Raw genomic sequence first — 23,482 nt, forward strand, 5'->3', positions numbered from 1 at the left:
GCGCCGAGCAGGGCGCGGCGGGTGGGCAGGGTGGTCATGCGGCGGTTCCCCCGGCGGCGGCGAGAAGCAGGAAGGCAGGCACGGCGAACTGCGCGAAGGCGCGCACCAGCGGCAGGTCGGCCTCGGTGTACCAGCCCTCGGCGTGCATCAGGTTCACCTGCCCCAGGGTGCGGCCCTGCCAGCGCACCGGCGTGTTCATGGCGCTGCCGCAGCCCAGCGCCGAGGCGCCGGCATGGTCGGGGTAGGAGCGGCGCAGCTCCTCCGCCGCGCGGATCAGGATGGGGCGGCCATGCTCCATCAGCTCCCGCATCCGCGGCGCCTGGGAGGCGCGCTTGCGCCCGCCCACCGGGTAGTGCTCCGGGTGGTTGGACCAGACGCGCTCCGCCTCGCCATCCGGATAGTGGATCTGGATGGTGCAGAGGCGGTGGCCCACCGCCTCGGCCAGCGCCTGCTCCAGCGCCTGGAACAGGGCGGCGGGCTGTCCCGGCTCGGCCTGGGCCAGGGCGAGGCGCGCCAGGGCGGGCCAGGGATCGGGGCGCGCGGCGGTCATGCGGGGGTGGCGTCCATGGCCAGGGTCCGCTCGTCCGAGCGCGGCTGGAAGGCGATGCCCTGCCGTACCGCCCAGAGGTTCTGCAGCATCAGCAGCGGGATGATGGGCGTCTCGGCCATGGCCTGCTCCGTGGCCGCGACCAGCAGCCGCTCGCGCTCTGCCTCGTCCACGGTGGAGACGGCGCGGGCGATGGCGGCATCCAGCGCCGGGTCGCTGTAGCGGCCGTAATTGTAGAGGCCGAGGCTGCGCTCCTTGCTGTTGGTGGCGAAGCACTGGCTCAGCATGTAGCCGCCCTCGAAGGTGGCGCTGCCCCAGCCCCACAGCCCCATGGAGAATTCCTGCCGGCCGCCGCGCGCGGCATAGGTGCTCCAGGGCATCGCCTCCACCGTGGTCTGCACGCCGATGCGCGTCCACATCTGCGCCACGGCCTGGGCCAGGCGGGCATCGTTGGGGTAGCGGTCGTTCGGCGTGTGCAGGGTCAGGCGGAATCCTTCCGGCAGGCCGGCCTCGGCCAGCAGGCGGCGGGCGCGGGCCGGGTCGGGCTGCGGCGGCACCACCTTCGGGGCGTAGGAATAGCCGCCGGGCGGCATCCACTGGTTGGTGGGCGTGCCGGTGCCGAGCATCACCCGGTCGCCCAGCGCCTCGCGGTGCAGGGCGAGGGAGAGCGCCTCGCGCACCCGCCGGTCGCGGAAGGGGTTGCGCGGCAGGGGCGTGCCCTGGGCGTCGGTGACGAAGGGGCTCTCCCCCTCGCGCGAGAGGTCCGGCACCAGGTAGATCAGCCGGATGCCGGGGATGGCCTTGACCGAGACGCGTTCATCCTCGCGCAGCCGCGGCAGGTCGCTGACCGAGGGGGTGTCGACCAGGTCCACATCGCCCGAGAGCAGCGCGGCGGTGCGGCCGGCCGGGTTGCTCAGCAGCCGCAGCGAGACGCTCTCCCAGGCCGGGCGGCCGCCCCACCAGGCATCATGGCGCGCCAGCTCCACCCGGTTGCCCGGCGTGTAGCCGGCGAAGCGGTAGGGGCCGGTGCCGATGGCCGCCTTGCCGGAATTGTAGTCGGCCGTGCTGGCCCCCTCCCCCACCCGGCGCGAGACGATGCCGACATAGGTGAGGTTCGGCCCGAGGTCGGGCGCCGGCACGGGGGTGTGCAGGCGGATGGTCAGCGGGTCGATCACCTCCACCCGCTCCACCGCGCGCAGGAAGCCGCCGAAGCCGCCCGGGCTGTTCGGCACGTCCCGGGCGCGCTCGAAGGTGAAGACCACGTCGTCCGCCGTGAAGTCGCCGCCATCGTGGAACTTCACGCCGGGGCGCAGCCTGAATTCCCACAGCGTGTCCGAGAGCGGCTTCCATTCGGTGGCGAGGCCGGGGATCAGCCGGCCATCCGGCGCGCGGTTGATCAGCCGCTCGAACATGTGCATCGCGACCGTGTGGTTCGGCACGGCGTGGTAGAAATGCGGATCGATGGTGGTGAAGGCGCCGCCGAGGCCGATGCGCAGGGCGGTGCCCTGGGCGGGACCCTGGGCGTGCGCGGGGCGGGGCGCCAGCGCGCCCCAGCCGGTGGTGGCGAGGGCGCCGCCAAGGGCACCTGCGGCGGCAATAAGGTCACGACGTCGCATGGGGCAACTCCAGGGCAGCGGTGTAGGGGCGGAGCGGCAGCTCCAGGGTGGAGGCGCGGTCGCCGCCGCGCAGCAGGGTCAGGCGCGGCGGGCGGCCATGCGGCACCTGCACCGCGTGGTCGGCATCGGCGCCGGAGAGGGAGAGGCGGAGGCGGCTGCCGGCCCGGAACACCCAGGCCACGGGCAGCAGCGGAATGCGGATGCGCTCCGCCCGCCCCGGCACCAGCGGCGCCGCATCCTCCCGCCGGAAGCTGCGGAAGGGCCAGGTGGTGCGGTAGTTCTCCGGCGCCGGGCTCTCCTTGCGGTGCAGGGCGCGCAGCAGCCCCTCGGTGACGTAGCGCACCGTGCCGTCCGCCTCCACCTCGGAGAGATAGACGAAGAGCGCGGCATCCGGCTCGCTGCTCTCCAGCCAGAGATCGGCCAGGCCGTGCCCGGCCAGTTCCATCGCCTGCGGCAGCGGCGCCGAGGTCCAGCCCGGCAGCGCGGCTTCCCGCTCCGGCCAGTCGGCGTGGTAGGTGGTGCTGTTGATGCCGGCGATGCGCTCGTAGCGCGTGCCCGGCCCGCTGCCCCAGGCGAAATCCGCCATGGTGGTGTCGGCCCCCGCCGCGCCGGTGGACTCGGACAGGGCGTTCCCCTCCGCGAGATGGAGGCGCCGCGTCTCCGGCACGGGCGGCCAGGCCTCGGCGCTGCGCCAGGCCTCGGCATGAATCGCGAAGTAGTGGATGGGCGCCTCCTGCTCCAGCCCCGTGGGCCGGCGCAGCAGGTAGTGGTCAAAGAATCGCAGCAGGGCGCCGAGCAGGTCGAAATCCGGCGTCTGCGCCCGGCGCCAGGGCGAGACATGGCAGCGCGCGCCATGGTCCCAGGGGCCGACGATAAGGTGCACCGGGTTGTCGCGCAGCGTCAGGTAGCGGGAGATGGCGCCGTTGGCGTAGCCCGCGCCATCCATCCAGCCGGAGACGGCCAGCACCGCCACATCCGGCCGGATGCCGCCGCGCACCGAATAGGGGCTGAAGGAGGCGGAGCTGAAGGAGGCGTCGTAGGGCAGCGGCTCCTCGCGGAAGCGGAACTCGCCCATGAAGTCCGGCTGGCGGAAATTGCCGAGATGCTCGCGCAACGCCTCGGCCAGCAGCGTGCCGTCGGCGTCCTCGTCCACCGGGTGCGGGCCGGCGAGGTCGGGGTTGGCGTAGTAGACGTAGTTGCGCAGCAGGTCGCGCCGGTCGTGGTCCATGGCGACCATCAGGTCGTCATAGCTCTTGGCGAGCTGCTTCAGCAGGATGCCGCCGGGGTAGTAGTTATCCGCGTAGGTGTCCCACACGGCGAAGAGCGGCGCGATGGCCTTGACCGCCGGGTGCCCCGTGCTGGCCAGGAAGTCCGAGGCCGCGCCGGGGTAGGAGATGCCCGTGGCGCCGATCTGCCCGTCAGACCAGGGCTGCGCCACGATCCAATCGGCGATCTCGCGGCTGTCCTCGCGCTCGCGCGGGGAGCGGAAGCTGTCGCGCGTGCCGAAGCTGGCGCCGGTGCCGCGCACATCCACCACCACCACCGCGTAGCCGCGCGGCACCAAGTGGCGGACGAACTTGCCGGCATTGGGGATGGCGTCGCCGCTGCCGCCCTCGCGCAGCCGGAAGCGGCGGTAATAGGGCGTCAGGATCAGGATGGCGGGCACGGGGCCCTCTGCCCCCTCCGGCCGCCAGACATCGATGGCGATGCGGCAGCCGTCGCGCATGGCCAGGTAGCGGGAGGCGGGCGCCGCCGGCAGGGCGAAGGGCGCCTCGCGGCGGGCGGCGTAGTCCGCGGGGGCGAGGCGCCAGGCGGTGCCGCTCTCGTCGCGGTCAGACATGGCGCTTCGGGCCTCCTGGGCGGCCGGTACGGGGGGCGGCATCTGTCATCATTCCGTCAGGGTTCGGCCAGGGCCGTCCTTGCGTCAAATGCATTATCCGGTGCAGATCATGCGCTTTCCGCACAGGTCGAGGAGGCCGCATGCTCAAGATCAGCGCGCTGGAGGCGCTGCGGGCCTTCGTCGAATGCGGCTCGGTCAGCCAGGCGGCGGCGCGGCTCGGGCGCACCCAGCCGCAGGTGGGGCGGCTGCTGGCGGGGCTGGAGCAGTCCCTCGGCTTCGCCCTGTTCACGCGGGAGCGGCAGCGCCTCTCCCTGACGCCGGAGGGGCGGCGCTTCTACCAGCAGGCGGAGCGTGTGCTGGCCGGGCATGACGGGCTGGCGCAGCTCGCGGGGCAGATCCGCGGCGGGCAGCGGGACAGCCACCTGCGCATCCTCACCGCGCCGCAGATGGCCAATGCCCTGCTCGGCGAGGCGCTGGCCGAGATGGCCCGCCGCGCGCCGGACTTCACCGCCAGCATCGACACCCGCGTGCGGCTGGATGCCGAGGCGGTGGTGGGCCAGGAGCATTTCGACCTGGGCGTGACGGTGCCGCCCCTGCAGCACCCCGGCCTGCGGGTGGAGCCGCTCTGCGAGGTGGAGGCGGTGGTGGTGATGCGGCGCGACCACCCCCTCGCCGCGCGCCGGCAGGTGGAGTTGCCGGCCCTGGTGGAGCACGACCTCATCGCCACCCATGCGCGCTCGCTGCTGCGGCAGCGGCTGGAGCAGCATTGCCGGCAGGCGGGCCTGATGCCGCGCTACCGCTTCGAGGCCGCCAATGGCGTGGTGGTGTGCCAGATGGCGGCGCAGGGCCTCGGCCTGGCGCTGGCCGACCCCTTCGTGGCGCTCTCGGCGGCCGCGCCGCAGCTCGTCATGCGGCGCTTCCTGCCGGCCGTGCCGCTGCCCTACGGGCTGTTCTACCCGGCCTGGCAGGCCCGCTCGGAGACGGCGCAGGTCTTCGCTGGCCTGGTCTCCGAGGTGGCGCAGCGGCAGGCGGAGCAGCTCATGCGCCGGCTGCGCCGCGGCTGAGGCCGCCCCTCCCCGCGCCCCAGCCGCGCAGCACATCGGCCACCGTGGCGGGCGCCGTCTCCGCCGGGGGGGCGCCGGGGGTGCGGGAGAAGCGCGGCGCCGGGGCCGGGGCGGCGACGCCATCCGCCTCGATGAAGCTGCCGCGCGCCGCGTTGTGCGGGTGCGCGGGCGCCTCGTCCCAGTCCAGCACCGGCGTCACGCAGGCATCGCTGCCGGCGAAGGCGGCCTCCCAATCGTCGCGGCCGCGGGTGCGGAAGAGGCGGGCCATCTCGGCGCGCATCTCCGGCCAGAGGGCGCGGTCGCGCTGGCCGGCGATGAAGCGCGCATCGAGCCCGAGGCGCCGCGCCATCTCGGCGAAGAAGGCGGGCTCCAGGCAGCCAACCGCCAGGAAGCGGCCATCCGCCGTCTCGTAGGTGTCGTAGAAGGGGGCGCCGCCATCGAGCAGGTTGGCCCCGCGCTCCAGCGACCAGTGGCCGGCGGCGCGGAGCCCGTGGAAGAAGGCGGAGAGCGCCGCCACGCCGTCGGTCATCGCGGCATCGACCACTTGGCCACGGCCCGAGCGCTCCCTCTCCCACAACGCCGCGAGCAGGCCGAAGAGCAGCATCATCGTGCCGCCGCCATAGTCCGCCACCATGTTGAGCGGCGGCACCGGGCGCTCTCCCGCGCGGCCGATGGCGTGCAGCACGCCGGTGAGGCCGAGATAGTTGATGTCGTGCCCGGCGCTCTGTGCCAGCGGCCCCTCCTGCCCCCAGCCCGTCATCCGCCCGTAGACGAGGCGCGGGTTGCGGGCGAGGCAGGGCGCCGGCCCCAGCCCCAGACGCTCCATCACGCCGGGGCGGAAGCCCTCGATCAGCACATCGGCCGCGGCGGCGAGCTCCAGCGCCTGCGCCACCCCGCCCGGGGATTTCAGGTCCAGCGCCACGGCGCGGCGGCCGCGCCCCACCACATCGTGCCGCGCCGCCATCGGCATGGCGCGGCCGGGGGCGGCGGGGCGGTCCAGCCGCACCACCTCGGCGCCGAGCCCGGCCAGCAGCATCGCCGCCAGCGGCGCGGGGCCGATGCCCGCCATCTCCACCACGCGGAGGCCGGCCAGCGGCCCCCCCTCACCCGCCCCGCTCACGCGGCGAGCAGCTTCAGGCGGCGCAGCAGGGCGCGCTCGCGCTCCACCTGGGCGCGCAGGGCGGCGGCATACTCGTCCGGCCCCAGATACTCCGCCACCATGTCCGCCTTCTGCAGCACGGCGCGGTGCGCAGGGTCGTCCATCGCCGCGCGGAAGGCGTCGTGCAGCCGGCCGACCACCGCCGGCTGCATCCCCGCCGGCCCCACCAGCCCGTAGGGCGAGGTGATGACCATGCCGTCATAGCCCAGCTCCACCAGCGTCGGCACATCCGGCCAGCGGCGGGAGCGCTGCGCGGTCCAGACGTTCAGCCAGCGTGCCTTGCCATTGTCCACCAGCTCGCCGAGGCCGGCGCTGTTCGCCACGGCATCGACATGCCCGCCGAGCAGCGCCGGGATGGTGTCCGCCTCGCCGCGGAAAGGCACGTGGTTGAACTGCACATCCTCGCGCAGCCCCAGCTCCAGCATGCCCAGATGCAGCGTGCCATTGGCGCCGCTGTTGCCGACGCTGAGCTGCCCCGGCCTCGACCGCGCCGCCCGGACGAAGTCCCGCCAGCTCTCCCAGGGCGCGTCGGCGCGCACGGCGAGGCCGAAGAAATAGCCGGTGAGGTGGATGACCGGCGAGAAATCCCGCAGCACGTCGTAGGACATGGGCTGCAGCATGGCCAGCCGCATGGCGGGGGTGATCATCTGCGCCAGGGTATGGCCATCCGGCCGTGCCTTGGCCGTGGCGGCGACGCCCAGCGTGCCGCCGCCGCCCGGGCGGTTCTCGATGATCACCGGCTGCCCCAGCCGGCGCGCGGCGCCCTCGGCCAGGGCGCGCATCTGCTGATCGGTGGTGCCGCCGGCGGTGAAGGGCACCAGGATGCTGACAGCGCGGCTCGGGAAGCCGGCCTCGGCGCGGGCCAGGCGCGGCAGGGCGAGCCCCGCCGCCAGGCCCGGCAGGGCACGGCGCGGCAGGGTGGGCGGAGCGATGGGCATGGATGTTCCTCCCTGGAACGGCGGAGGGGCGGCGGGGCTCTTGCGCGGCCCCGTCCGGCCCGGGACGGGGGCTTTTACTCGGCGGCCATGGCGAACCCGGCCGGGGCCACGGCGCGGTACTCGGCGGCCAGGCGCTGGCAGAGGGCGGCGACGCCGGGCACGTCCTCGATGCCGCCGACACCGTGGCCGGCCGACCAGATGTTCTTCCAGGGCCGGCTCTCATGGTCGGAGACGTTGAGCGGCGTGGCCTCGTCCAGCGCATCCGGGTCCAGCCCGGCGGCGGCGATGCTGGCGCGCAGGAAGTTCGCCTTCACCCCGCTGATGGCGGCGGTGTAGAGGATGTCCTTCGCCCGCGCCTCGAGGATCATGCGGCGGTACTCGGCCGGCGCCATGCTCTCCTGCGTGGCCACGAAGCGGGTGCCGATATAGGCGAGGTCCGCCCCCATCAGCCGCGCCGCCGCCACCTGCCGCCCCGTGTTGATGGCACCCCCCAGCAGCAGCGTGCCGTCGAACATGCCGCGCAACTCGGACAGGAAGGCGAAGGGGTTCAGCGTGCCGGCATGGCCGCCGGCGCCGTTGCAGACGGCGATCAGCCCGTCCACCCCCGCCTCGATCGCCTTCTCGGCGTGGCGGGTGTTGATGACGTCGTGGAACACCAGCCCGCCATAGCCGTGCACCGCCCGCACCACCTCGGCCACCGCGCCGAGCGAGGTGATGACCAGCGGCACCTTGTGCGCCACGGTGGTCCGGAGATCCGCCTCCAGCCGCTTGTTGCTGCGGTGGACGATGAGGTTGACGCCATAAGGCGCAGCACCCGGCGCCTGCGCCAGCCGCTCCCCGATCTCCTCCAGCCAGGCGGCGTATCCCTCGTTGCTGCGCTGGTTCAGCGAGGGGAAGGTGCCGACGACGCCGGCGCGGCAGGTCTCCACCACCATGTCCGGGCCGGAGACCAGGAACATCGGCGCGGCCACGGCCGGCAGGGCCAGGCGGCCCTCGAAGGCGGCGGGAAGGGGCATGGATCGGTCTCCTCCGCAAGGCGGGGGCGGGACCGCGCAGATCCCCAGCCGCCGCCGCGTTTTCGTTGCCGGGGACCGTAGGGCGACGCATCCGTCTTGCCAAGCGAAACGTTGACGCCATGTTGCAGAGGCAGGGCCGTGCTATGGAAGAACGGCCGCCCGAGCCGAGGAGTGACCCGCGTGCCGCCCAAGCCTTCCGCCAGCCGCCCCCGGCGGAGCCCCGCCCCGGCCGGGGCGCCCTCTGCCGAGGCACCCGCCACCAAGGCGCCCGCTGCCAAGGCGCCCGCTGCCAAGGCGCCGGCCGTCCTGGCCGCCTCCCGTTCCGCCGTGCGGCTGGTCTATGACCAGGAGGATGTCAGCGCCGACTATGCCAGCGACCGCCGCTTCGTCTGGGCGCTGGCGCGCGGCATGGAAGTGCTGCGCGCCTTCGAGCCGGGGCGCGGCCCATTGGGCGTGGGGGAGATCGCGGCGCTCACCGGGCTGCCCAAGCCCACCGTCTCACGCCTCACCTATACCCTGGCCGAGCTTGGCTACCTGCGCGTGCTGCACAAGCAGGGGCGCTACGAGCCGGCGCCGGCGCTGCTGGCGCTGGGCTATCCGGTGCTGGCCAATCTGCGCGTGCGGCAGGCGGCGCATGACCACATGCGGCAGCTGGCGCAGGAGACCGGCACCGCCGTCGGCCTCGCCAGCCGCGACCGGCTCTCGATGATCTATGTGGAGAACACCGCCTCCAGCGCGCTGGCCACGCTGCGGCTCGGCATCGGCAGCCGGGTGGAGATGGCACGCAGCGCGCTGGGCCGCGCCTTCCTGGCGGCGCTGGGCGAGACGGAGCGGGACTACCTGCTGGAGCGCCTCGCCCGCCGCTATGGCGCCGCCTGGGCCGAGCTGAAGCCGCGCGTGCTGGACGGCATCGCCCAGGTGCAGGCGCGCGGCTTCTGCATCGTCGATGGCGAGTGGCAGCCGGATGTGCGCACCGCCGGCGCGCCGCTGGTCTCGCTGGACGGCACCACCATCATGGCCATGAACATCGGCGCGCCCGGCTACATGCTGGACCAGGCGCGGCTGGAAAAGGAGCTCGGCCCCCGCATCGCGCATCTCTCCCGCATGGTGGCGCCGCTGCTGGGCTTCTGAGAAGCGGCTGGGCCTGATTTGGGCAAAATAGGGCGCTTCTGCCTTTTTTTGGCCCCAATTTCCGAACCCGGTACGCCTCACCCGGTTGTCTCCCGCTCAGGTGGACGCGACCGCGGACGCCTCCCCCGCACCCGAGGGTGCAGCGACACGCACAAGGGAGACGCACATGGCCACGAAAACTCTGCTGTCCGGTTCCGTTCTGGCGGTGGCCTGCTTGGCCCCCTGGCTGGCCAGCGCCCAGCCCGCCAGCTCCGCTGGCGAGAAGACCGGCCAGAGCCAGGCTTCGTCGGGACAGAGCGCCCAGGGCAAGACGAGCCAGGGCAACCCAGTCCAGGGCAAGCCGGTCCAGGGCAAGGCAGGCCAGGACCAGGCGATGCAGGGCCGCCAGATGGCACAGCAATGCCGGCAGGACCTTACCGCCTTCCGCGACAGGGTGGAGAAGGAAGGCTACTGGCTGACCGGCTATCGCCAGGGCTATGGCTGGAACAACACGGCTGCCTTGCGGGTGGATGGCTCGCGCGGCGCGCCCTCCGACATGCAGGCGGCCCGCCAGGGCGGCATGCCGGCGGCCGGCGGCGCCAACCCCGGCACCGGCAGCCCGGCCGCGCGCGGCACGGCAGGCGCGGCGGATGGCAGCGCCAACCGCGCCGCCATGGCCAGCGGCGGCACCGCCCCCTGGGGCGGCCTCAACTGGAACACCCCGCCGGCGCAGGAGCTGGGCACGCTCTACCGTGCCGCCGCCGTGCTGGCGCAGCGTGGCGAGGAGCAGGCCTGCCAGACCGTGCTGGGCCAGGTGCGCAGCGTCTACGGCGAATATGCCGGCCAGCTCCGCGAGGCGGGCGTCGAGCCTGGGCAGATGGTCTCCTACCGCCAACAGCAGCTGGCCGCAGCCCAGCCCGTGACGGAGATGCGGCGGAACTTCCGCGCCGATACCATCACCGGCACCGATGTCCGCAACCCGCAGGACGAGAGCCTGGGCAGCGTCGAGGATGTCGTCCTCAACCCCGGCACGGGCGAGATCGGCTATGTGATCCTCTCGCGCGGTGGCTTCCTCGGCCTTGGGGAGGACTATGTGGCGGTGCCCTGGGCACGGCTGCGCGCCACGCCGCAGATGGATTCCTTCGTGCTGCCGATGAGCGAGGCGCAGCTGGAGAAGGCGCCGTCCGTCGATCCGGACAGCTTCGCCGATGGCGGGGCGGGCCAGCAGCGGCGCCAGGAGATCGACAGGTTCTGGCAGCAGAGCCGGGGCGGCTGAGCCCGCCGCGAGCCGAAAGTTAATGCCGGGGCGGAGGGTGCCATCCCTCCGCCCTTCCTCATGAAAGGCCGTGCATGTTCTTCGAGTCCTGGTTCGGGCTGCTGCGGGTGCTGGTGGTGGGCACCCTGGCCTATGCCGCGCTGGTGTTCCTGCTGCGCCTCTCCGGCAAGCGGACCCTGGCCAAGCTCAACGCCTTCGACCTGATCGTCACCGTGGCGCTCGGCTCCACCCTGGCCACCGTGCTGCTCAACAACTCAGTGGCCCTGGCCGAGGGGGTGCTCGCCTTCGCATTGCTGGCCGGGCTGCAATATGCCGTGGCCTGGCTCTCGGTGCGCTCCACCCGCTTCGATGCGCTGGTGAAATCCGAGCCGAGCCTCCTGCTGCACAAGGGCCGCTTCCTCGATGCCGCCCTGCGCGCCCAGCGCGTGACGCGCGACGAGGTGCTCTCCGCCCTGCGCGCCGCGGGCGTGCCGGGCCCGGAGCAGGCCCTGGCCGTGGTGCTGGAGACCGATGGCACGCTGAGCGTGCTGGGCAGCCGCCCGCCCGGGGAGGAAGGGGATGGCGCCGCCTCCAGCCTGGCCGGCATGCTGCCGGGGAAGGCAAGCCGGGATTGACGCTGGCCCGCCCCGCCCCGAGGCTGCGGGGGCAATGCGGGGCGAGAAGCGAATGGTTCACATCACGGCGGATTCCCGCCTCTCCTGGCTGCGGCTGGCGCTGGCCACGCTGGCGGCCACGGTGGGCGGCGTCGGTATGTGGTCGGTGGTGGTGGCGCTGCCGGCGGTGGAGGCCGAATTCGGCATCTCCCGCGCCGCCGCCTCTCTTCCCTACACTCTCACCATGGTGGGCTTCGCGCTTGGCGGCGTGGCCTTCGGCCGCGCCGTGGACCGGTTCGGCCTGGCGCGGCCGCTGGCGGTGGCCGGAATCGCGCTCGGGCTGGGCTATGCCGGCGCGGCGGCGGCGCAGAACCTCTGGCAGTTCGCACTCGCGCAGGGGCTGCTGATCGGCGCCGCCAGCTCGATCGGCTTCGGGCCGCTGATGGCGGAGGTCTCGCACTGGTTCCGGCGGCACCGGGCCACCGCCATCGCCGTCTGCGCCGCCGGCAACTACCTGGCCGGCGCCTTCTGGCCGCCGGTGATGCAGCAGATGATGGCGGCGCAGGGCTGGCGCGCGGCGCATCTGGCCATCGGCCTCACCTGCATCGTGGTGCTGGTGCCGCTGGCCTGGACGCTGCGGCGGCCGGCGGTGCGCCCCGCTGCCGGCACGGCGCCCCCGCCCGCGGCCATGCCGGTGGCCCGGCCCACCGGCGGCACGCTGCCGCTCTCGCCGGCGGCGTTGCAGCTGTCGCTTTGGGTGGCGGGCATCGCCTGCTGCGTCGCCATGGCCACGCCGCAGGTGCATATCGTCGCCTATTGCGGCGACCTCGGCTACGGCGTGGCGCGGGGCACGCAGATGCTGGCGCTGATGCTGGCCTGCGGCATCGTCAGCAGGGTCGTCTCCGGCTGGGTGGCGGACCGCATCGGCGGCCTGCGCACGCTGCTGCTGGGCTCGGTGCTGCAGGGGGTGGCGCTGGTGCTCTACGCGCTGTTCGACGGGCTGCTCTCGCTCTACGTCATCTCGGCGCTGTTCGGCCTGTTCCAGGGCGGGCTGGTGCCGAGCTACGCCATCGTGGTGCGCGAGCACTTCCCCGCCGCCGAGGCGGGCGAGCGCGTCGGCAAGACGCTGATGGCGACGCTGCTCGGCATGGCGCTGGGCGGCTGGCTGGCGGGCCGCATCTTCGACTGGAGCGGCGGTTACCACGCCGCCTTCGTGCACGGGCTGGCCTGGAACCTGCTGAACATCACCGTCATCGGCTGGCTGCTGTGGCTGGCCACGCGCCACAACGCCACGGGCGGGCGCCTGGCGCGGGCCACCGGCTGAAGCCTCAGCCGGGGTCGTGGAAGGTGGTGAAGGCGGCCAGCTTCTCGCGCTCCGAGGCGAGGCGGTTGGCCGGCTCCTCCGGGTCCGCCCAGCCCAGCGCCATGCCGCAGAGCACAACCTCGCTCGCCGGGATGCCCAGCTCGCGCCGCAGGATGTCGGGGTAGTTGGCGATGGCGGCCTGCGGGCAGGTGTCCAGCCCCTCCCCCCGCGCCGCCACCATGATGGATTGCAGGAACATGCCGTAATCCAGCCAGCTCCCCTTCTCCAGATCGTCGTCGATGGTGAAGACGAGGCCCACCGGCGCGCCGAAGAAGTCGTAGTTGCGCCCCTCCTGCCGCTTGCCGGCGGCGCGGTCGCCTTTCTGCACGCCGGTCAGGCCGTAGAGCTGCCAGCCGAGCTGACGGCGGCGCTCCACATAGGGGGAGCGCCACTTCGTCGGGTAGTATTCATAGTCCCGCCGGCTCGGCTCCTCCGCCTCGTGCGCGGCGCGCAGCGCGGCGGTGACGCGGGCGAGGGTGGCGCCCGCCAGCACATGCAGCTTCCAGGGCTGGATGTTGCTGCCGCTCGGCGCGCGCGCGGCAAGCGTCAGGATGCGCTCTACCGTCTCGCGCGGCACCGGGCGGGGCAGGAAGCCCCGCACGCTGCGGCGGGAGGCCAGCGCCTCCGCGGGCGTCATGGCCGCTCCCGCCCCAGCACGATGGTGCCGCTGGCCGAGAACATGCCGCCGACCCCATGGCAGACCGAGATGTTCACGCCCTCCACCTGCGCCGGCGCGGTACCGCGCACCTGGCGCACGCTCTCCTGCAGCGCGAACATGCCGTACATGCCGGTGTGGGTGTAGGAGAGGCCGCCGCCATTGGTGTTCATCGGCAGCTTGCCGCCCGGCGCGGTGTGGCGCGCCTCGATGAAGGCCCCCGCCTCGCCGCGGCCGACGAAGCCCAGATCCTCCAGCCCGTAGAGCGGCAGATGGGCGAAGGCGTCGTAGATCATCAGGTGGTCGACATCCGCATGCGTGATGCCCGCGCTGCGGAACGCCTCGGGGCCGGCAACGCGGAAGGCGCGCGAGCTGGTGAAATCCTCCATCTGGCTGATCATGTTGGTCTCCACGCTTTCGCCCGAGCCGAGGATGTAGGCGGGCCGCTGCGGGAAGTCCTTCGCGCGGTCGGCGCGGGTGAGGATGAGGGCGCCGCCGCCATCCGTCACCAGGCAGCATTGCAGCAGCCGGAACGGATAGGCGATCATCCGGCTGCCCAGCACGTCCTCGACCGTGATCGGGTCGCGCTGCGCGGCGCGCGGGTTGCGCGACGCCCATTCCCGCTGCACCACGGCCACCATGGCGAGCTGCTCATGCGTCACGCCATAGGTCTTCATGTAGCGCAGCACGGGGATGGGGAAGAGCGTCGGCGGGCCGAAGGGGCCGTAGGGCGCCTCGAACTGCCCGTTCAGGCTCTGCGGCTCCGGCGGGCGGGGCGTGGCGTTGATGCGGGACTTGCCGCTCTCCCCATGCGTGATCAGCACGGTGTTGCAGTAGCCGGCATGGATGGCGGCGGCGGCGTGGCGCACATGCAGCATGAAGGAGCAGCCGCCGACGCTGGTGCCGTCCACCCATTTCGGCGTGATGCCGAGGTAGTGCGCCACCTGCTGCGTCATCATCGCGCCGGTGCAGGCCACGCCGTCGATGTCGGAGGGCTTCAGCCCGGCATCGGCCAGGGCGTTCAGCGCCGCGTCGGCGTGCAGCATGATCTGCGACATCTCCGGCACGCTGCCGATGCGCGTGCTCTCGGCGGCGCCGACGATCGCGATCGAACCAGGAGCGATGCTCATGCCCGCTCTCCCGCCGGTGTTCCTTGCGCCGGCCGGAACAGCGGCAGGGTGATCTCGTCATCCATCGGCGTGAAGGCCACTTCCAGCTTCATGTCCAGTTGCAGCGCCTCGGGCGTCTGCGGGCAATCGACGATGTTGGTCATCATGCGCGGCCCCTCCTCCAGCTCCACCACGGCGATGGCATAGGGCGGCTCGAAGCCCGGCACCTTGCGGTGATGGATGACGTAGCTGTGCAGCGTGGCACGTCCGCTGGCGGCGAAGACCGAGACTTCCCGCGCGCCGCAGCCGGGGCAGAAGGGGCGCGGCGGAAAGTAGGCCTTCTCGCAGGCCTGGCAGCGTTGCAGGCGCAGCTCGCCGGCCTTGGTGCCATCCCAGAAATGTTGCGTCTCGGGCGTGGGCTCGGGGCGCGGTCGCCCGGCGGGCAGGGCCATGCCAGTCTCCTTGTGGGTGTTCTCAGGCAACGGAGAGCGCGGCGCCGTCGCGGTAGCGCTCCTTCAGCACGCGGCGCAGCAGCTTGCCGGTCTCGCTGCGCGGCAGTTCCTCGGCGAAATCGATGCGCCGCGGCACCTTCGGCCCCGCCAGATGGGCGCGGCAATGCGCCACCAGCGCCTCCTCCAGCGTCGGCGTGACGGGCACGGCGGCGCGCACCACGGCGCGCGCCACCTCGCCGAAATCCGCGTCCGGCACGCCGATCACGGCGGCCTCGGCCACGGCCGGGTGGCGCAGCAGAACCTGCTCGATCTCCCACGGATAGACGTTCACGCCGCCCGACAGGATCAGGTCGGCCCGCCGGTCGCTGAGATAGAGGAAGCCTTCCTCATCGACATGGCCGAGATCGCCATAGGTGGCGCGGCCCTGGCTGTCGAAGGCGGCGGCGGTCTTCTCGGGCGCGTTGTGGTAGCGGAAGGTGGCCCCTCCCGAGAACCAGATGCCGCCGACCTCGCCGGGCGGCAGCTCCTCCCCCTCCGGCCCCAGGATGTGCAGCCGGCATTCCAGCGCCCGGCCCACCGAGCCGGGGCGGCGCAGCCAGTCATGGCTGTCGATCACCGTGCCGCCGATGGATTCCGAGCCGGCGTAGTATTCGACGAGGATCGGCCCCCACCAGTCGATCATCGCCTGCTTCACCGCGCGCGGGCAGGGCGCGGCGGCATGGATGGCGACGCGGTGGCTGGACAGGTCGTGCGCCCTCCGCTCCGCCTCGGGCAGCGCCAGCAGGCGGGTGAACATGGTGGGCACCCACTGGCTGTGCGTCACACGATGGCGCTCGATCAGCGCCAGGCTGCGGGCGGCGTCGAACTTCCGCATCACCACCACGGTGCCGCCGCGGTCGAGCGTGCGCATCACGTAGCGGTGCGGCGCGGCGTGGTAGAGCGGCGCGGGCGAGAGATAGACGCTGTCCTGGCCGATGCCGTAGGTCGCCACCCAGCCGGGCGACCAGTCCGGCGCGCCGCGCTTTTCGGGCGGCAGCAGGTCGCGCCGGATGCCCTTGGGCAGCCCCGTGGTGCCGGACGAATAAAGGAAATCCCGCCCCACCGGGCGTTCCGGCAGCGGCGCGGGCATGGGGTAGGAAGCCAGCTCCGCCTCCACCGAGCGGTAGCCGGGCAGCCCCTCCCCCGTGGCGCAGCGCGGCAGCGCGGCGAGCGCCGCATCCTCCGCCACCTCCGCCGCCAGCCCGGCCAGGGCGGGGCTGACGATCAGCAGCCGCGCATCGCTGTCGGCCAGCATGTAGGCGATCTCGGGCACGCGCAGATGCGTGCTCAGCGGCGTGTAGTAGAGCCCGGCACGGCGCGCGGCATGGGCCAGCTCCAGCAGCGCCGGGCCGTTCTCCAGCAGCAGCGAGATGCCGTCCCCCGGCCGCAGCCCGAGGCCGATCAGCCACTGCGCCAGGCGGTTGGCCCGCGCATCCAGCGCCGCGAAGGTCAGCGCCGTCCCGTCATCGGGGAAATGCGCCGCCACCTTGTCGGGCTGAAGCTGCGCCCAGCGTGCCAGATGCGCCATGGCTCGGACCCTTCTCCTCATGCCGGCGCTCTGCGTCGCCGGTCGCGGGGGAGCCTGCGGCATTCCGCTGCAATGCGTCAATGTCCCGCTCCATGGTTTTTCCGGCTCGCACAGCGGAATTGACTCGCATCCGATCCCTGCCGCAGGCTGGGCGCCGACAAGCCCGGCACGAACCGGAGCATGGGAGGAAGACGGATGCGGCATCACGCTTTGTCCAGGCGGGCGGCCCTGGCCGGGCTCGGGGGCGTGCTGGCGGCGCCAGCCCTGCCGCGCGGCGCGGCGGCGGACACGCCCTATCCGGGCAGCCAGCCGGTCAGCATCGCCCTGCCCTACGCCCCCGGCGGCGCGCCGGACGTGCTGGCCCAGGTGCTGACGCAGGGGCTCTCCGCGCGGCTCGGCGGCACCTTCGTCATGGAGCACAAGCCCGGCGCCTCCACCACGCTGGCCGCGCGGCACGTGGCGCGGGCGAAGCCGGACGGCAACACGTTGCTGATGGGCACCGTGGTCACCTTCACCACCGCCCCCTACGCGCTGCGCGACCCGGGCTATGACGCGGTGAAGGATTTCGCGCACATCACCATGATCTCGGACACGCAGTTCCTGCTCGTGGCGAACCCGCGCTGGGAGAGCCTGGAGGCGCTGCTGGCGGCGGCGCGGCAGCGGCCGGGGCAGCTCTCCTTCGCCACCTGGGGCGTCGGCACCACCGCCCACCTGATGATGGTGGACCTGATGGCGCGCACCGGCACCGAGCTGCTGCACGTGCCCTACAACGGCTCGCCCCCCGCGCTGACCGACACCATCGCCGGCCGCACGGACCTGATGTTCTCCACCTTCGCGCCGGCGCGGCCGCATGTGGAAAGCGGGCGGCTGCGGGCGCTGGCCATCCCCTCCACCGCGCGCAGCCCCGCCCTGCCGGCGGTGCCGACGCTGGCGGAGCTGGGCCAGAAGGATTTCGTCAGCAGCGGCTGGTTCACCCTCTCGGCGCCGGCCGGCACGCCGCCCGCCATCCTGGCGAAGCTGGAGCGCGCGGCGACGGAGGCCTTCGCCGCGCCCGAGGCCCGCGCGCGCCTGGACCGGCTCGGCCTGGTGCCCGCCACCCCGGGCCCCGAGGCGCTGATGGACCGGCTGACCCGCGAGGCCGCGCTGAACCGGCGCCTCATCCAGGCCGCCGGGATCCAGCCCGAATGAGCGGCCCCACGGCCCAAGGTACGGCACAGGGCACGGCACAGGCCGGCATCACCATGGGCCATCTCGCGCTGCTCGGGCTGCGGCGCAACCCGGAGCGGCCGGCCTTCGTGCAGGAGGGGCAGGTCTGGTCCCGCCGGCATGTGGCGGCGGGCATCCATGCCCTGGCTCGGGCGCTGCAGGGCTTCGGCCTGCGCCCGGGCGAGGGCGTCTCGGCGCTGATGGCCAACCGGCCGGAGGTGTTCATGCTGCGCACCGCGGCGCAGCTCATCGGCTGCCGCTACACGGCGCTGAACCGGCTGTCCGGCCCCGCCGACCTCGCCCACATCCTGCGCGACGCCGAGATCCGCCTGCTGGTGCACGACCCTGCCGAGGCGGGGCGCGCCCATGCGGCGGCGGAAGCGTCCGGCTGCGGCCTGGTGCTCTCGCTGGGCGGCGGCGGCGCCCGGGATCTGCTCGCCGCCGCCGGGGCGGAGTCCGACGCGCCCTTCGACCCGATCGGCGATGAGGAGGGTCTTGGCCAGATCAGCTACACCGGCGGCACCACGGGCCAGCCCAAGGGGGTGATGCTGCCGCACCGCGCCCTGGTGCAATGCGCCACGATGATGCTGGCCGAGTATGACTGGCCCGCCGTGCCGCGCATGCTGCTGGCGACGCCGCTGAGCCACGCCGCCGGCTCGCTGGTGGTGCCCGCCCTGCTGCGCGGCGGTACCGTGCATGTTCTGGGCGGCTTCGAGCCAGAGGCCTATCTGCGCTGCATCGAGGCGGAGGGCATCAACTGCGCCTTCGGCGTGCCGACCATGATCCGCGCCCTGCTGGCCGAGCCGCGCCTCTCCCGCGCCCGCACACGGATGCTCGAGACCTTCATCTACGGCGCCGCCCCCATCGCCCCCGCCACGCTGCTGGAGGCGATGGAGCGCATCGGCCCCGTCTTCATGCAGCTCTACGGCCAGACGGAGGCGCCCAACACCGTCTGCCTGCTGCGCCGCGCGGAGCACGACCCGGCGCGGCCGGAGCGGCTCTCCGCCTGCGGCCAGCCCATGGCGGGGGTGGCGGTGAAGCTGCTGGCCGAGGACGGCACGCCGGTGGAGCGCGGCACGCCGGGCGAGATCTGCGTGCGCGGCCGGCTGGTGATGCGCGGCTACTGGAAGCGCCCCGAGGAGACGGCGGAGGCGCTGCGCCATGGCTGGCTGCACACCGGCGACATCGCCCGCGAGGACGAGGAGGGCTACCTGCACATCGTCGACCGGCGGAAGGACATGATCATCTCCGGCGGCTTCAACGTCTATCCGCGCGAGGTGGAGGATGCGCTGGCCACCCACCCGGATGTGGCGGCGGCGGCGGTGATCGGCGTGCCGGATGCGCGCTGGGGGGAGCGGGTGCAGGCCTTCGTCGTGCCGCGCCAGGGGCGGCGGCCGGAGGAAGCGGCGCTGGCCGCGCATGTGCGGGCGCTGAAGGGCGCCGTGCAGGCGCCGAAGACGGTGGTGCTGGTGGACGCTCTGCCCACCACGCCGATCGGCAAGATCGACAAGAAGGCGCTGCGCGCGGGCTTCTGGCAGGAGGGGACGCGCCAGGTGCACTGAGGCGCGCCCTCCTCCTCCTGCGCTCAGTCGATCTGCAGGCCGAGCCGCCTCACCGTCGCGCTCTCCTCCGCATAGAGGCGGCGGGCGAAGGCGGCGTAGGTCTCGCTGTCCATGTAGCGCAGCGCCATGTCGAAGCGCTCCAGCGCGGTGACGGAGCGCGGGTCGTGCAGGGCGTCCTTGAAGGCGTCGTGCAGCACGCGCACCGTCGCGGCCGGGATGCCGCGCGGTCCGCCGATGCCGTAGGGCGAGTCCGAGACGATGTCGAGGCCGAGGTCGCGCAGCGTCGGCGTCTCGGGGAAGCGCTTCGCCCGCTCCGCGCCCCAGGTGCAGAGCAGCCGCATCCGCCCCTCCAGCACCAGCGGCGCCCAGCTGCTGGAATCGGCCGCCAGATGCGTCTGGCCGGAGAGCGCGGCCTGGATGTTGTCCGGCCCGCCGCGGAAGGGCACATGCACCCACTGCACCCCCGCCAGCTCGCCGATCCGCTCCATGGTGATGTGCAGCGAGCTGCCGACGCCGGGCGTGCCATAGGTGACGCGGCCCGGGTTGCGCCTCGCGTGGTCGATCAGCCCGGCCCAGTCCCGCCACGGCGCGTCCGGCCTCGACACCACGCCGAACAGGTAGCCGGTGAGATGGATGATGTAGGTGAAATCCTTCAACGGGTCGAAGGTCGGGCGCTTCGTCATGGCGGGGTAGCGGAACAGGGTGACCGGGATCTGGCCGATCAGCGTGCCGTCGCCCTGCGCCTCGTTGGCCATCATCTGGCCGCCCAGCGTGCCGCTGGCGCCGGGCTTGTTCTCCACCAGCACGGTGCGGCCGAGGCGCTGCGAGGCGAGCTCGGCCAGCAGGCGGAAATGGCTGTCCGCCGTGCCGCCGGGCAGCCAGGGCACCACCAGGCGGATGGGCCGCTCGGGCAGCGCGGCGCGCAGCGCCTCCGGCAGCGCCAGGGCGGCACCCCCCGCCAGGGCCAGCGCCGCGCGCCGGCCAAGCGGTGCGCTCATGGCCGCCCGCCCCCCACCACCAGCGTCTGCCCGCTGACATAGTTGGATTCGGGGATGCAGAGCAGGTAGACCGCCCCCGCCGCCTCGGCCGGCGTGCCGCCGCGCCCGAGCGGGATCAGCGCCTCGGCGTTCTTCAGCACCTGCGGGTTGACGCCCACCTTGATCGCGCGGCCCTCGATGTCGATGGAGGCGCCTTCGCCCGCCGCCGCCTCGGTCAGCCGCGTCATGATCAGCCCGAAGGCCACGGCGTTGACGTTGACCTTGTAGCGCCCCCACTCCTTGGCCAGCGCCCGCGTCATGCCGGCGACACCCGCCTTGGCGGCGGAGTAGTTGGCCTGGCCCGCATTGCCGTAGACGCCGGAGGTGGAGGAGATGTTCACCACCTTGCGGAACCTCTCCTGCCCCGCCTCCGCCTCGCGCTTGGCGGCCTCCCGGATGAAGGGGGCGGCGGCGCGCAGGATGCGGAAGGGCGCCGTCATGTGCACGTCGATGATGGCGTACCACTGCTCGTCCGTCATCTTCTGGATGACGTTGTCCCAGGTGTAGCCGGCATTGTTGACGATGATGTCGATGCCGCCGAAGGCATCCAGCGCGGCCTTGACGATGCGCTCGCCGAAATCCGCCTCCGTGACGCTGCCGTTGCAGGCCACGGCCTCGCCGCCCGCGGCGCGGATGGCGGCCAGAGCCTCCTCCGCCGGCCCGGCATCGAGGTCGTTGATGACCAGCCTTGCCCCCTCCGAGGCCAGCTTGAGCGCGATCTCGCGCCCGATGCCCCGCCCCGAGCCCGTCACCAGCGCCACCTTGCCAGCCAGCTTGCCTGTCGCAGCCGTCATCGTTTCCATGTTCCCTGTGGGTTTCGTTGTCGCGCGGGGCGTCACTCGGCCGAGATGCCGGTGCGCTCCACCAGTTCCGCCCAGCTCTGCCGGGCGCGCCGCACCTCCCGCACCATGTCGGACGGGCCAAGCCACTGCAGGATGAAATCCTGTTCCGCGAGGGTGCGCCGCACCTCGGCCCGCTCCGTGGCGGCGCGGAAGCTGCCGGCCAGGGTCTCGACGATGGCGGCGGGCGTCCCCGCCGGCGCCAGCATGCCGACGAAGCCGCTCCAGGCGAAATCCTCCGGGTAGCCGAGCTCGACGAAGGTGGGCACGCCGGGCAGGCTCGGCAGGCGCTGGCGGCCGAGGCAGGCGAGCGGGCGCAGCGTGCCGTCCAGCAGATAGCCCTTGGCCGAGGTCATGCTGACCAGCGCGCAGTGCAGCCTGCCGCCGATCAGGTCGAGCAGCTCCGGCGCCTCGCCGCGATAGCCGACATGCGTCATGCCGAGCCCCGCCACGTCGGAGAAGAGCTGGCCGAAGACATGCCCGGTCGAGGCGGGGGAGTATGAGCCGAAGCTGTAGTTCCGCCCCTTCGCCGCGGCGACGAATTCCGCGAGCGTCCGCCCCGGCACATCCTTGTTGCAGGCCAGCACCAGCGAGGTGGTGCCGAGCTGGCCGATGGGGGCGAAATCCTTCTCGGCGTCGTAGGGCGCGCGGCGGAACACCACCGGGCTCTGCACCAGGCTGCTGATGGTGAAGAGCAGCGTGTGGCCATCCGGCGCCGCGCGGGCCACCGCCTCGCTGCCGATCATCGAGGCGGCGCCGGAGCGGCAATCCACCACGAAAGGCTGGCCCAGCGCCTCGGCCATCGGCGCGGTGACGAGGCGGCACCAGGTGTCGGTGGCCCCGCCCGGCGGGAAGGGCACCACCACGCGGATGGGCTTGTCCGGATAGGCGGCCCGTGCCGCACCGGCCGCGGCATGGGCCAGGCCGGGCAGCGCGCAGGCGGCCGCCGCCGCGACCCCCAGCAGGGTCCTGCGTTGCATCTCTCTTTCTCCTCCCTGGCGCTGCCCCGTGTGCCCGGGGTCGGCCTGCGGCGCCCGCGGCGCTACAGCGTGCGGGCGATAATCTCCTTCATGATCTCCGAGCTGCCGCCATAGATCCGGGCGACGCGCGCATCCGCCCAGGCACGGCCGATGGCGTACTCGCTCATGAAGCCGTAGCCGCCATGCACCTGCAGGAACTCGTCCAGCAGCTTGTTCTGCATCTCGGAGGCGACGAGCTTGGCATTCGCGCCCATCTCCACCGAAAGCGCGCCGCGCAGGTGCAGCTCCAGGCAGTGATCGACGAAGACGCGCAGCATGGTGGCCTGCGCCTTGGCGTCGGCCAGGCGGAAGCGGGTGTTCTGGAAGTCGAACACCGTGCCGCCGAAGGCCTCCCGCTGGCGCGCATAGGACACCGTCTCCGCCAGCATCGCCTCGATCGAGGCGGCGGCGCGGATGGCGATGATCAGCCGCTCCTGCGGCAGGTTGTGGATCAGGTAGCGGAAGCCCTGCCCCTCCTCGCCGAGGCGGTTCTCCACCGGCACGCGCACCTCGTCGAAGAAGAGCTCGGAGGTGTCCTGCGCGTGCAGGCCGATCTTCTCGAGGTTGCGGCCCTTGCTGAAGCCGGGCGTGCCCTCCTCGACGCAGATCAGGCTGATGCCCTTGCGCCCCGCCGCCGGGTCGGTCTTGGCGACGACGATGACGAGGCCGGAATTCTGCCCGTTGGTGATGAAGGTCTTGGAGCCGTTCAGCACGTAGTGCTCGCCTTCGCGCCGCGCCGTGGTGCGCACCGCCTTGAGGTCGCTGCCCATGCCCGGCTCGGTCATGGCGATGGCGCCGATCAGCTCGCCCCGCGCCATGCGCGGCAGCCAGTCGCGCTTCCGTGCCTCGGTGGCATAGGCCAGGATGTAGGGCGCCACGATGTCCGAATGCAGCGGGAAGCCGACGCCGCTGGCATTGGTGCGGGCGATCTCCTCGATCAGCACGGCGGAATAGCCGAAATCCGCGCCGGCGCCGCCATACTCCTCCGGCATGGTCGGGCAGAGCAGCCCCTGCGCGCCGGCCAGTCGCCAGACCTCGCGCGGCACCAGCTGGTCGCGCTCCCATTGGCGATGGAAGGGTACGATGTGGCGGTCGAAGAAGCGGCGCACCTGGTCGCGGAACAGCTCGTGCTCGGCGCCGAGGACGGTGCGGGCGGGCGCGGCGGGATGCGGGGCCTGGGTGTCCATGGCGCCGGCCTCAGCCCTGGCCCGCGTGACGGCACGGCGCACCCGGCCGGTTCTTCTGCATGGCTTCCTCCCGCTGCTCGGCGTTTCCCAAACTGTATGTTGGTACGTTCGTCTTGCCTAGCGGAATAAGCAAGTTGCCTGTCGTTTGAAACATCGCCCGGGCGGGCGCGAATGCGCCGCGGCCCGCCATCCGGAATGGCGGGCCTGACCCAGGTGCGGAGGCAGGAAGGGAAGGGGCAGGCAGGAAAAGGGTAGCGGGGGCCAAGAAGTCTTGCGGATCGGTCCCGATCCGCCTTCAGGCGCCGGCGCTCCGCCCGGCGATGCGCC

General features: G+C 72.8%; 21 protein-coding genes. 7 read left to right on the plus strand and 14 right to left on the minus strand.

Annotated elements, in window-relative coordinates; translation table 11 throughout:
* Positions 1 to 34 precede the first annotated feature (34 nt).
* From ACFOY6_RS15695 to ACFOY6_RS15705, 3 genes are read right to left on the minus strand one after another with little or no spacing between them, the layout of a single operon-like run.
* Entirely contained in the window at positions 35 to 550 is a 516-nt protein-coding gene (locus ACFOY6_RS15695) for a GAF domain-containing protein (RefSeq protein WP_379651621.1), read from the minus strand.
* Positions 547 to 2,163 (minus strand): ABC transporter substrate-binding protein, encoded by a 1,617-nt coding sequence (locus tag ACFOY6_RS15700; RefSeq protein ID WP_379651622.1) that lies wholly within the window; start codon positions 2,161 to 2,163, stop codon positions 547 to 549. Before ACFOY6_RS15700 ends, ACFOY6_RS15695 begins: the two co-directional genes overlap by 4 nt.
* Positions 2,150 to 4,003: a CocE/NonD family hydrolase gene (locus ACFOY6_RS15705; RefSeq protein ID WP_379637213.1), complete on the minus strand. Its 1,854-nt coding sequence runs from the start codon at positions 4,001 to 4,003 to the stop codon at positions 2,150 to 2,152. The genes ACFOY6_RS15700 and ACFOY6_RS15705 overlap by 14 nt, the downstream gene beginning before the upstream one ends.
* A gap of 140 nt (positions 4,004 to 4,143) precedes the next feature.
* Between ACFOY6_RS15705 and ACFOY6_RS15710 the strand changes: the two genes are divergently transcribed.
* Positions 4,144 to 5,067: a LysR family transcriptional regulator gene (locus tag ACFOY6_RS15710; protein WP_379651623.1), complete on the plus strand. Its 924-nt coding sequence runs from the start codon at positions 4,144 to 4,146 to the stop codon at positions 5,065 to 5,067.
* On the opposite strand, the gene ACFOY6_RS15715 is transcribed toward ACFOY6_RS15710, so the two are convergent.
* The 3 genes from ACFOY6_RS15715 to ACFOY6_RS15725 form a co-directional block, all read right to left on the minus strand.
* Positions 5,042 to 6,187 (minus strand): CaiB/BaiF CoA transferase family protein, encoded by a 1,146-nt coding sequence (locus tag ACFOY6_RS15715; protein WP_379651624.1) that lies wholly within the window; start codon positions 6,185 to 6,187, stop codon positions 5,042 to 5,044. The two genes, ACFOY6_RS15710 and ACFOY6_RS15715, sit on opposite strands and share 26 nt — an antisense overlap.
* Positions 6,184 to 7,164, minus strand: a complete 981-nt coding sequence (locus tag ACFOY6_RS15720) for a tripartite tricarboxylate transporter substrate binding protein (RefSeq protein ID WP_379651625.1) — start codon at positions 7,162 to 7,164, stop codon at positions 6,184 to 6,186. The genes ACFOY6_RS15715 and ACFOY6_RS15720 overlap by 4 nt, the downstream gene beginning before the upstream one ends.
* Before the next feature lie 74 nt (positions 7,165 to 7,238).
* Positions 7,239 to 8,180 (minus strand): NAD(P)H-dependent flavin oxidoreductase, encoded by a 942-nt coding sequence (locus ACFOY6_RS15725; protein ID WP_109517052.1) that lies wholly within the window; start codon positions 8,178 to 8,180, stop codon positions 7,239 to 7,241.
* 180 nt (positions 8,181 to 8,360) lie between these two features.
* Here ACFOY6_RS15725 and ACFOY6_RS15730 point away from each other — a divergent pair, with 180 nt between their 5' ends.
* From ACFOY6_RS15730 to ACFOY6_RS15745, 4 genes are all read left to right on the plus strand, one after another.
* Positions 8,361 to 9,311, plus strand: a complete 951-nt coding sequence (locus tag ACFOY6_RS15730) for an IclR family transcriptional regulator (protein WP_379637223.1) — start codon at positions 8,361 to 8,363, stop codon at positions 9,309 to 9,311.
* A gap of 166 nt (positions 9,312 to 9,477) precedes the next feature.
* Positions 9,478 to 10,566, plus strand: a complete 1,089-nt coding sequence (locus ACFOY6_RS15735) for a PRC-barrel domain-containing protein (protein ID WP_379651626.1) — start codon at positions 9,478 to 9,480, stop codon at positions 10,564 to 10,566.
* A 74-nt stretch (positions 10,567 to 10,640) separates the two neighbouring features.
* Positions 10,641 to 11,180: a DUF421 domain-containing protein gene (locus ACFOY6_RS15740; RefSeq protein WP_109517049.1), complete on the plus strand. Its 540-nt coding sequence runs from the start codon at positions 10,641 to 10,643 to the stop codon at positions 11,178 to 11,180.
* Between the two features lie 52 nt (positions 11,181 to 11,232).
* Positions 11,233 to 12,483, plus strand: coding sequence for an MFS transporter (locus ACFOY6_RS15745; RefSeq protein ID WP_379651627.1), 1,251 nt, complete (start codon positions 11,233 to 11,235; stop codon positions 12,481 to 12,483).
* A gap of 4 nt (positions 12,484 to 12,487) precedes the next feature.
* Here the strand turns inward: ACFOY6_RS15745 and ACFOY6_RS15750 are convergent, their stop codons facing one another.
* From ACFOY6_RS15750 to ACFOY6_RS15765, 4 genes are read right to left on the minus strand one after another with little or no spacing between them, the layout of a single operon-like run.
* Complete coding sequence (locus tag ACFOY6_RS15750) at positions 12,488 to 13,159, minus strand: nitroreductase (RefSeq protein ID WP_379651628.1); 672 nt, start codon at positions 13,157 to 13,159, stop codon at positions 12,488 to 12,490.
* Complete coding sequence (locus tag ACFOY6_RS15755; protein WP_379651629.1) at positions 13,156 to 14,307, minus strand: acetyl-CoA acetyltransferase; 1,152 nt, start codon at positions 14,305 to 14,307, stop codon at positions 13,156 to 13,158. The genes ACFOY6_RS15750 and ACFOY6_RS15755 overlap by 4 nt, the downstream gene beginning before the upstream one ends.
* Positions 14,304 to 14,738, minus strand: coding sequence for a Zn-ribbon domain-containing OB-fold protein (locus tag ACFOY6_RS15760; RefSeq protein WP_109517045.1), 435 nt, complete (start codon positions 14,736 to 14,738; stop codon positions 14,304 to 14,306). Before ACFOY6_RS15760 ends, ACFOY6_RS15755 begins: the two co-directional genes overlap by 4 nt.
* A gap of 22 nt (positions 14,739 to 14,760) precedes the next feature.
* On the minus strand, positions 14,761 to 16,305 hold the full coding sequence (locus ACFOY6_RS15765) for an AMP-binding protein (protein ID WP_379651630.1): 1,545 nt from the start codon (positions 16,303 to 16,305) through the stop codon (positions 14,761 to 14,763).
* A 195-nt stretch (positions 16,306 to 16,500) separates the two neighbouring features.
* On the opposite strand from ACFOY6_RS15765, the gene ACFOY6_RS15770 reads away from it, so the two are divergent.
* Positions 16,501 to 17,493, plus strand: coding sequence for a Bug family tripartite tricarboxylate transporter substrate binding protein (locus ACFOY6_RS15770; protein WP_379651631.1), 993 nt, complete (start codon positions 16,501 to 16,503; stop codon positions 17,491 to 17,493).
* The gene (locus ACFOY6_RS15775) at positions 17,490 to 19,073 is read left to right on the plus strand and encodes an AMP-binding protein (protein ID WP_379651632.1); all 1,584 of its coding nucleotides are present in this window, start codon (positions 17,490 to 17,492) and stop codon (positions 19,071 to 19,073) included. The genes ACFOY6_RS15770 and ACFOY6_RS15775 overlap by 4 nt, the downstream gene beginning before the upstream one ends.
* A gap of 23 nt (positions 19,074 to 19,096) precedes the next feature.
* Here ACFOY6_RS15775 and ACFOY6_RS15780 read toward each other — a convergent pair whose 3' ends face one another.
* From ACFOY6_RS15780 to ACFOY6_RS15795, 4 genes are all read right to left on the minus strand, one after another.
* Entirely contained in the window at positions 19,097 to 20,071 is a 975-nt protein-coding gene (locus ACFOY6_RS15780) for a tripartite tricarboxylate transporter substrate binding protein (RefSeq protein WP_379651633.1), read from the minus strand.
* Positions 20,068 to 20,904, minus strand: a complete 837-nt coding sequence (locus ACFOY6_RS15785; RefSeq protein WP_109517040.1) for an SDR family NAD(P)-dependent oxidoreductase — start codon at positions 20,902 to 20,904, stop codon at positions 20,068 to 20,070. The genes ACFOY6_RS15780 and ACFOY6_RS15785 overlap by 4 nt, the downstream gene beginning before the upstream one ends.
* Positions 20,905 to 20,945: 41 nt before the next feature.
* Positions 20,946 to 21,929, minus strand: a complete 984-nt coding sequence (locus ACFOY6_RS15790) for a Bug family tripartite tricarboxylate transporter substrate binding protein (protein ID WP_379651634.1) — start codon at positions 21,927 to 21,929, stop codon at positions 20,946 to 20,948.
* A gap of 62 nt (positions 21,930 to 21,991) precedes the next feature.
* Positions 21,992 to 23,155: an acyl-CoA dehydrogenase family protein gene (locus tag ACFOY6_RS15795; protein WP_109517038.1), complete on the minus strand. Its 1,164-nt coding sequence runs from the start codon at positions 23,153 to 23,155 to the stop codon at positions 21,992 to 21,994.
* Positions 23,156 to 23,482 lie beyond the last annotated feature (327 nt).

This window comes from Teichococcus aestuarii, assembly GCF_042651065.1.
In the GTDB taxonomy this organism is placed as follows: Bacteria; Pseudomonadota; Alphaproteobacteria; order Acetobacterales; family Acetobacteraceae; genus Pseudoroseomonas; species Pseudoroseomonas aestuarii.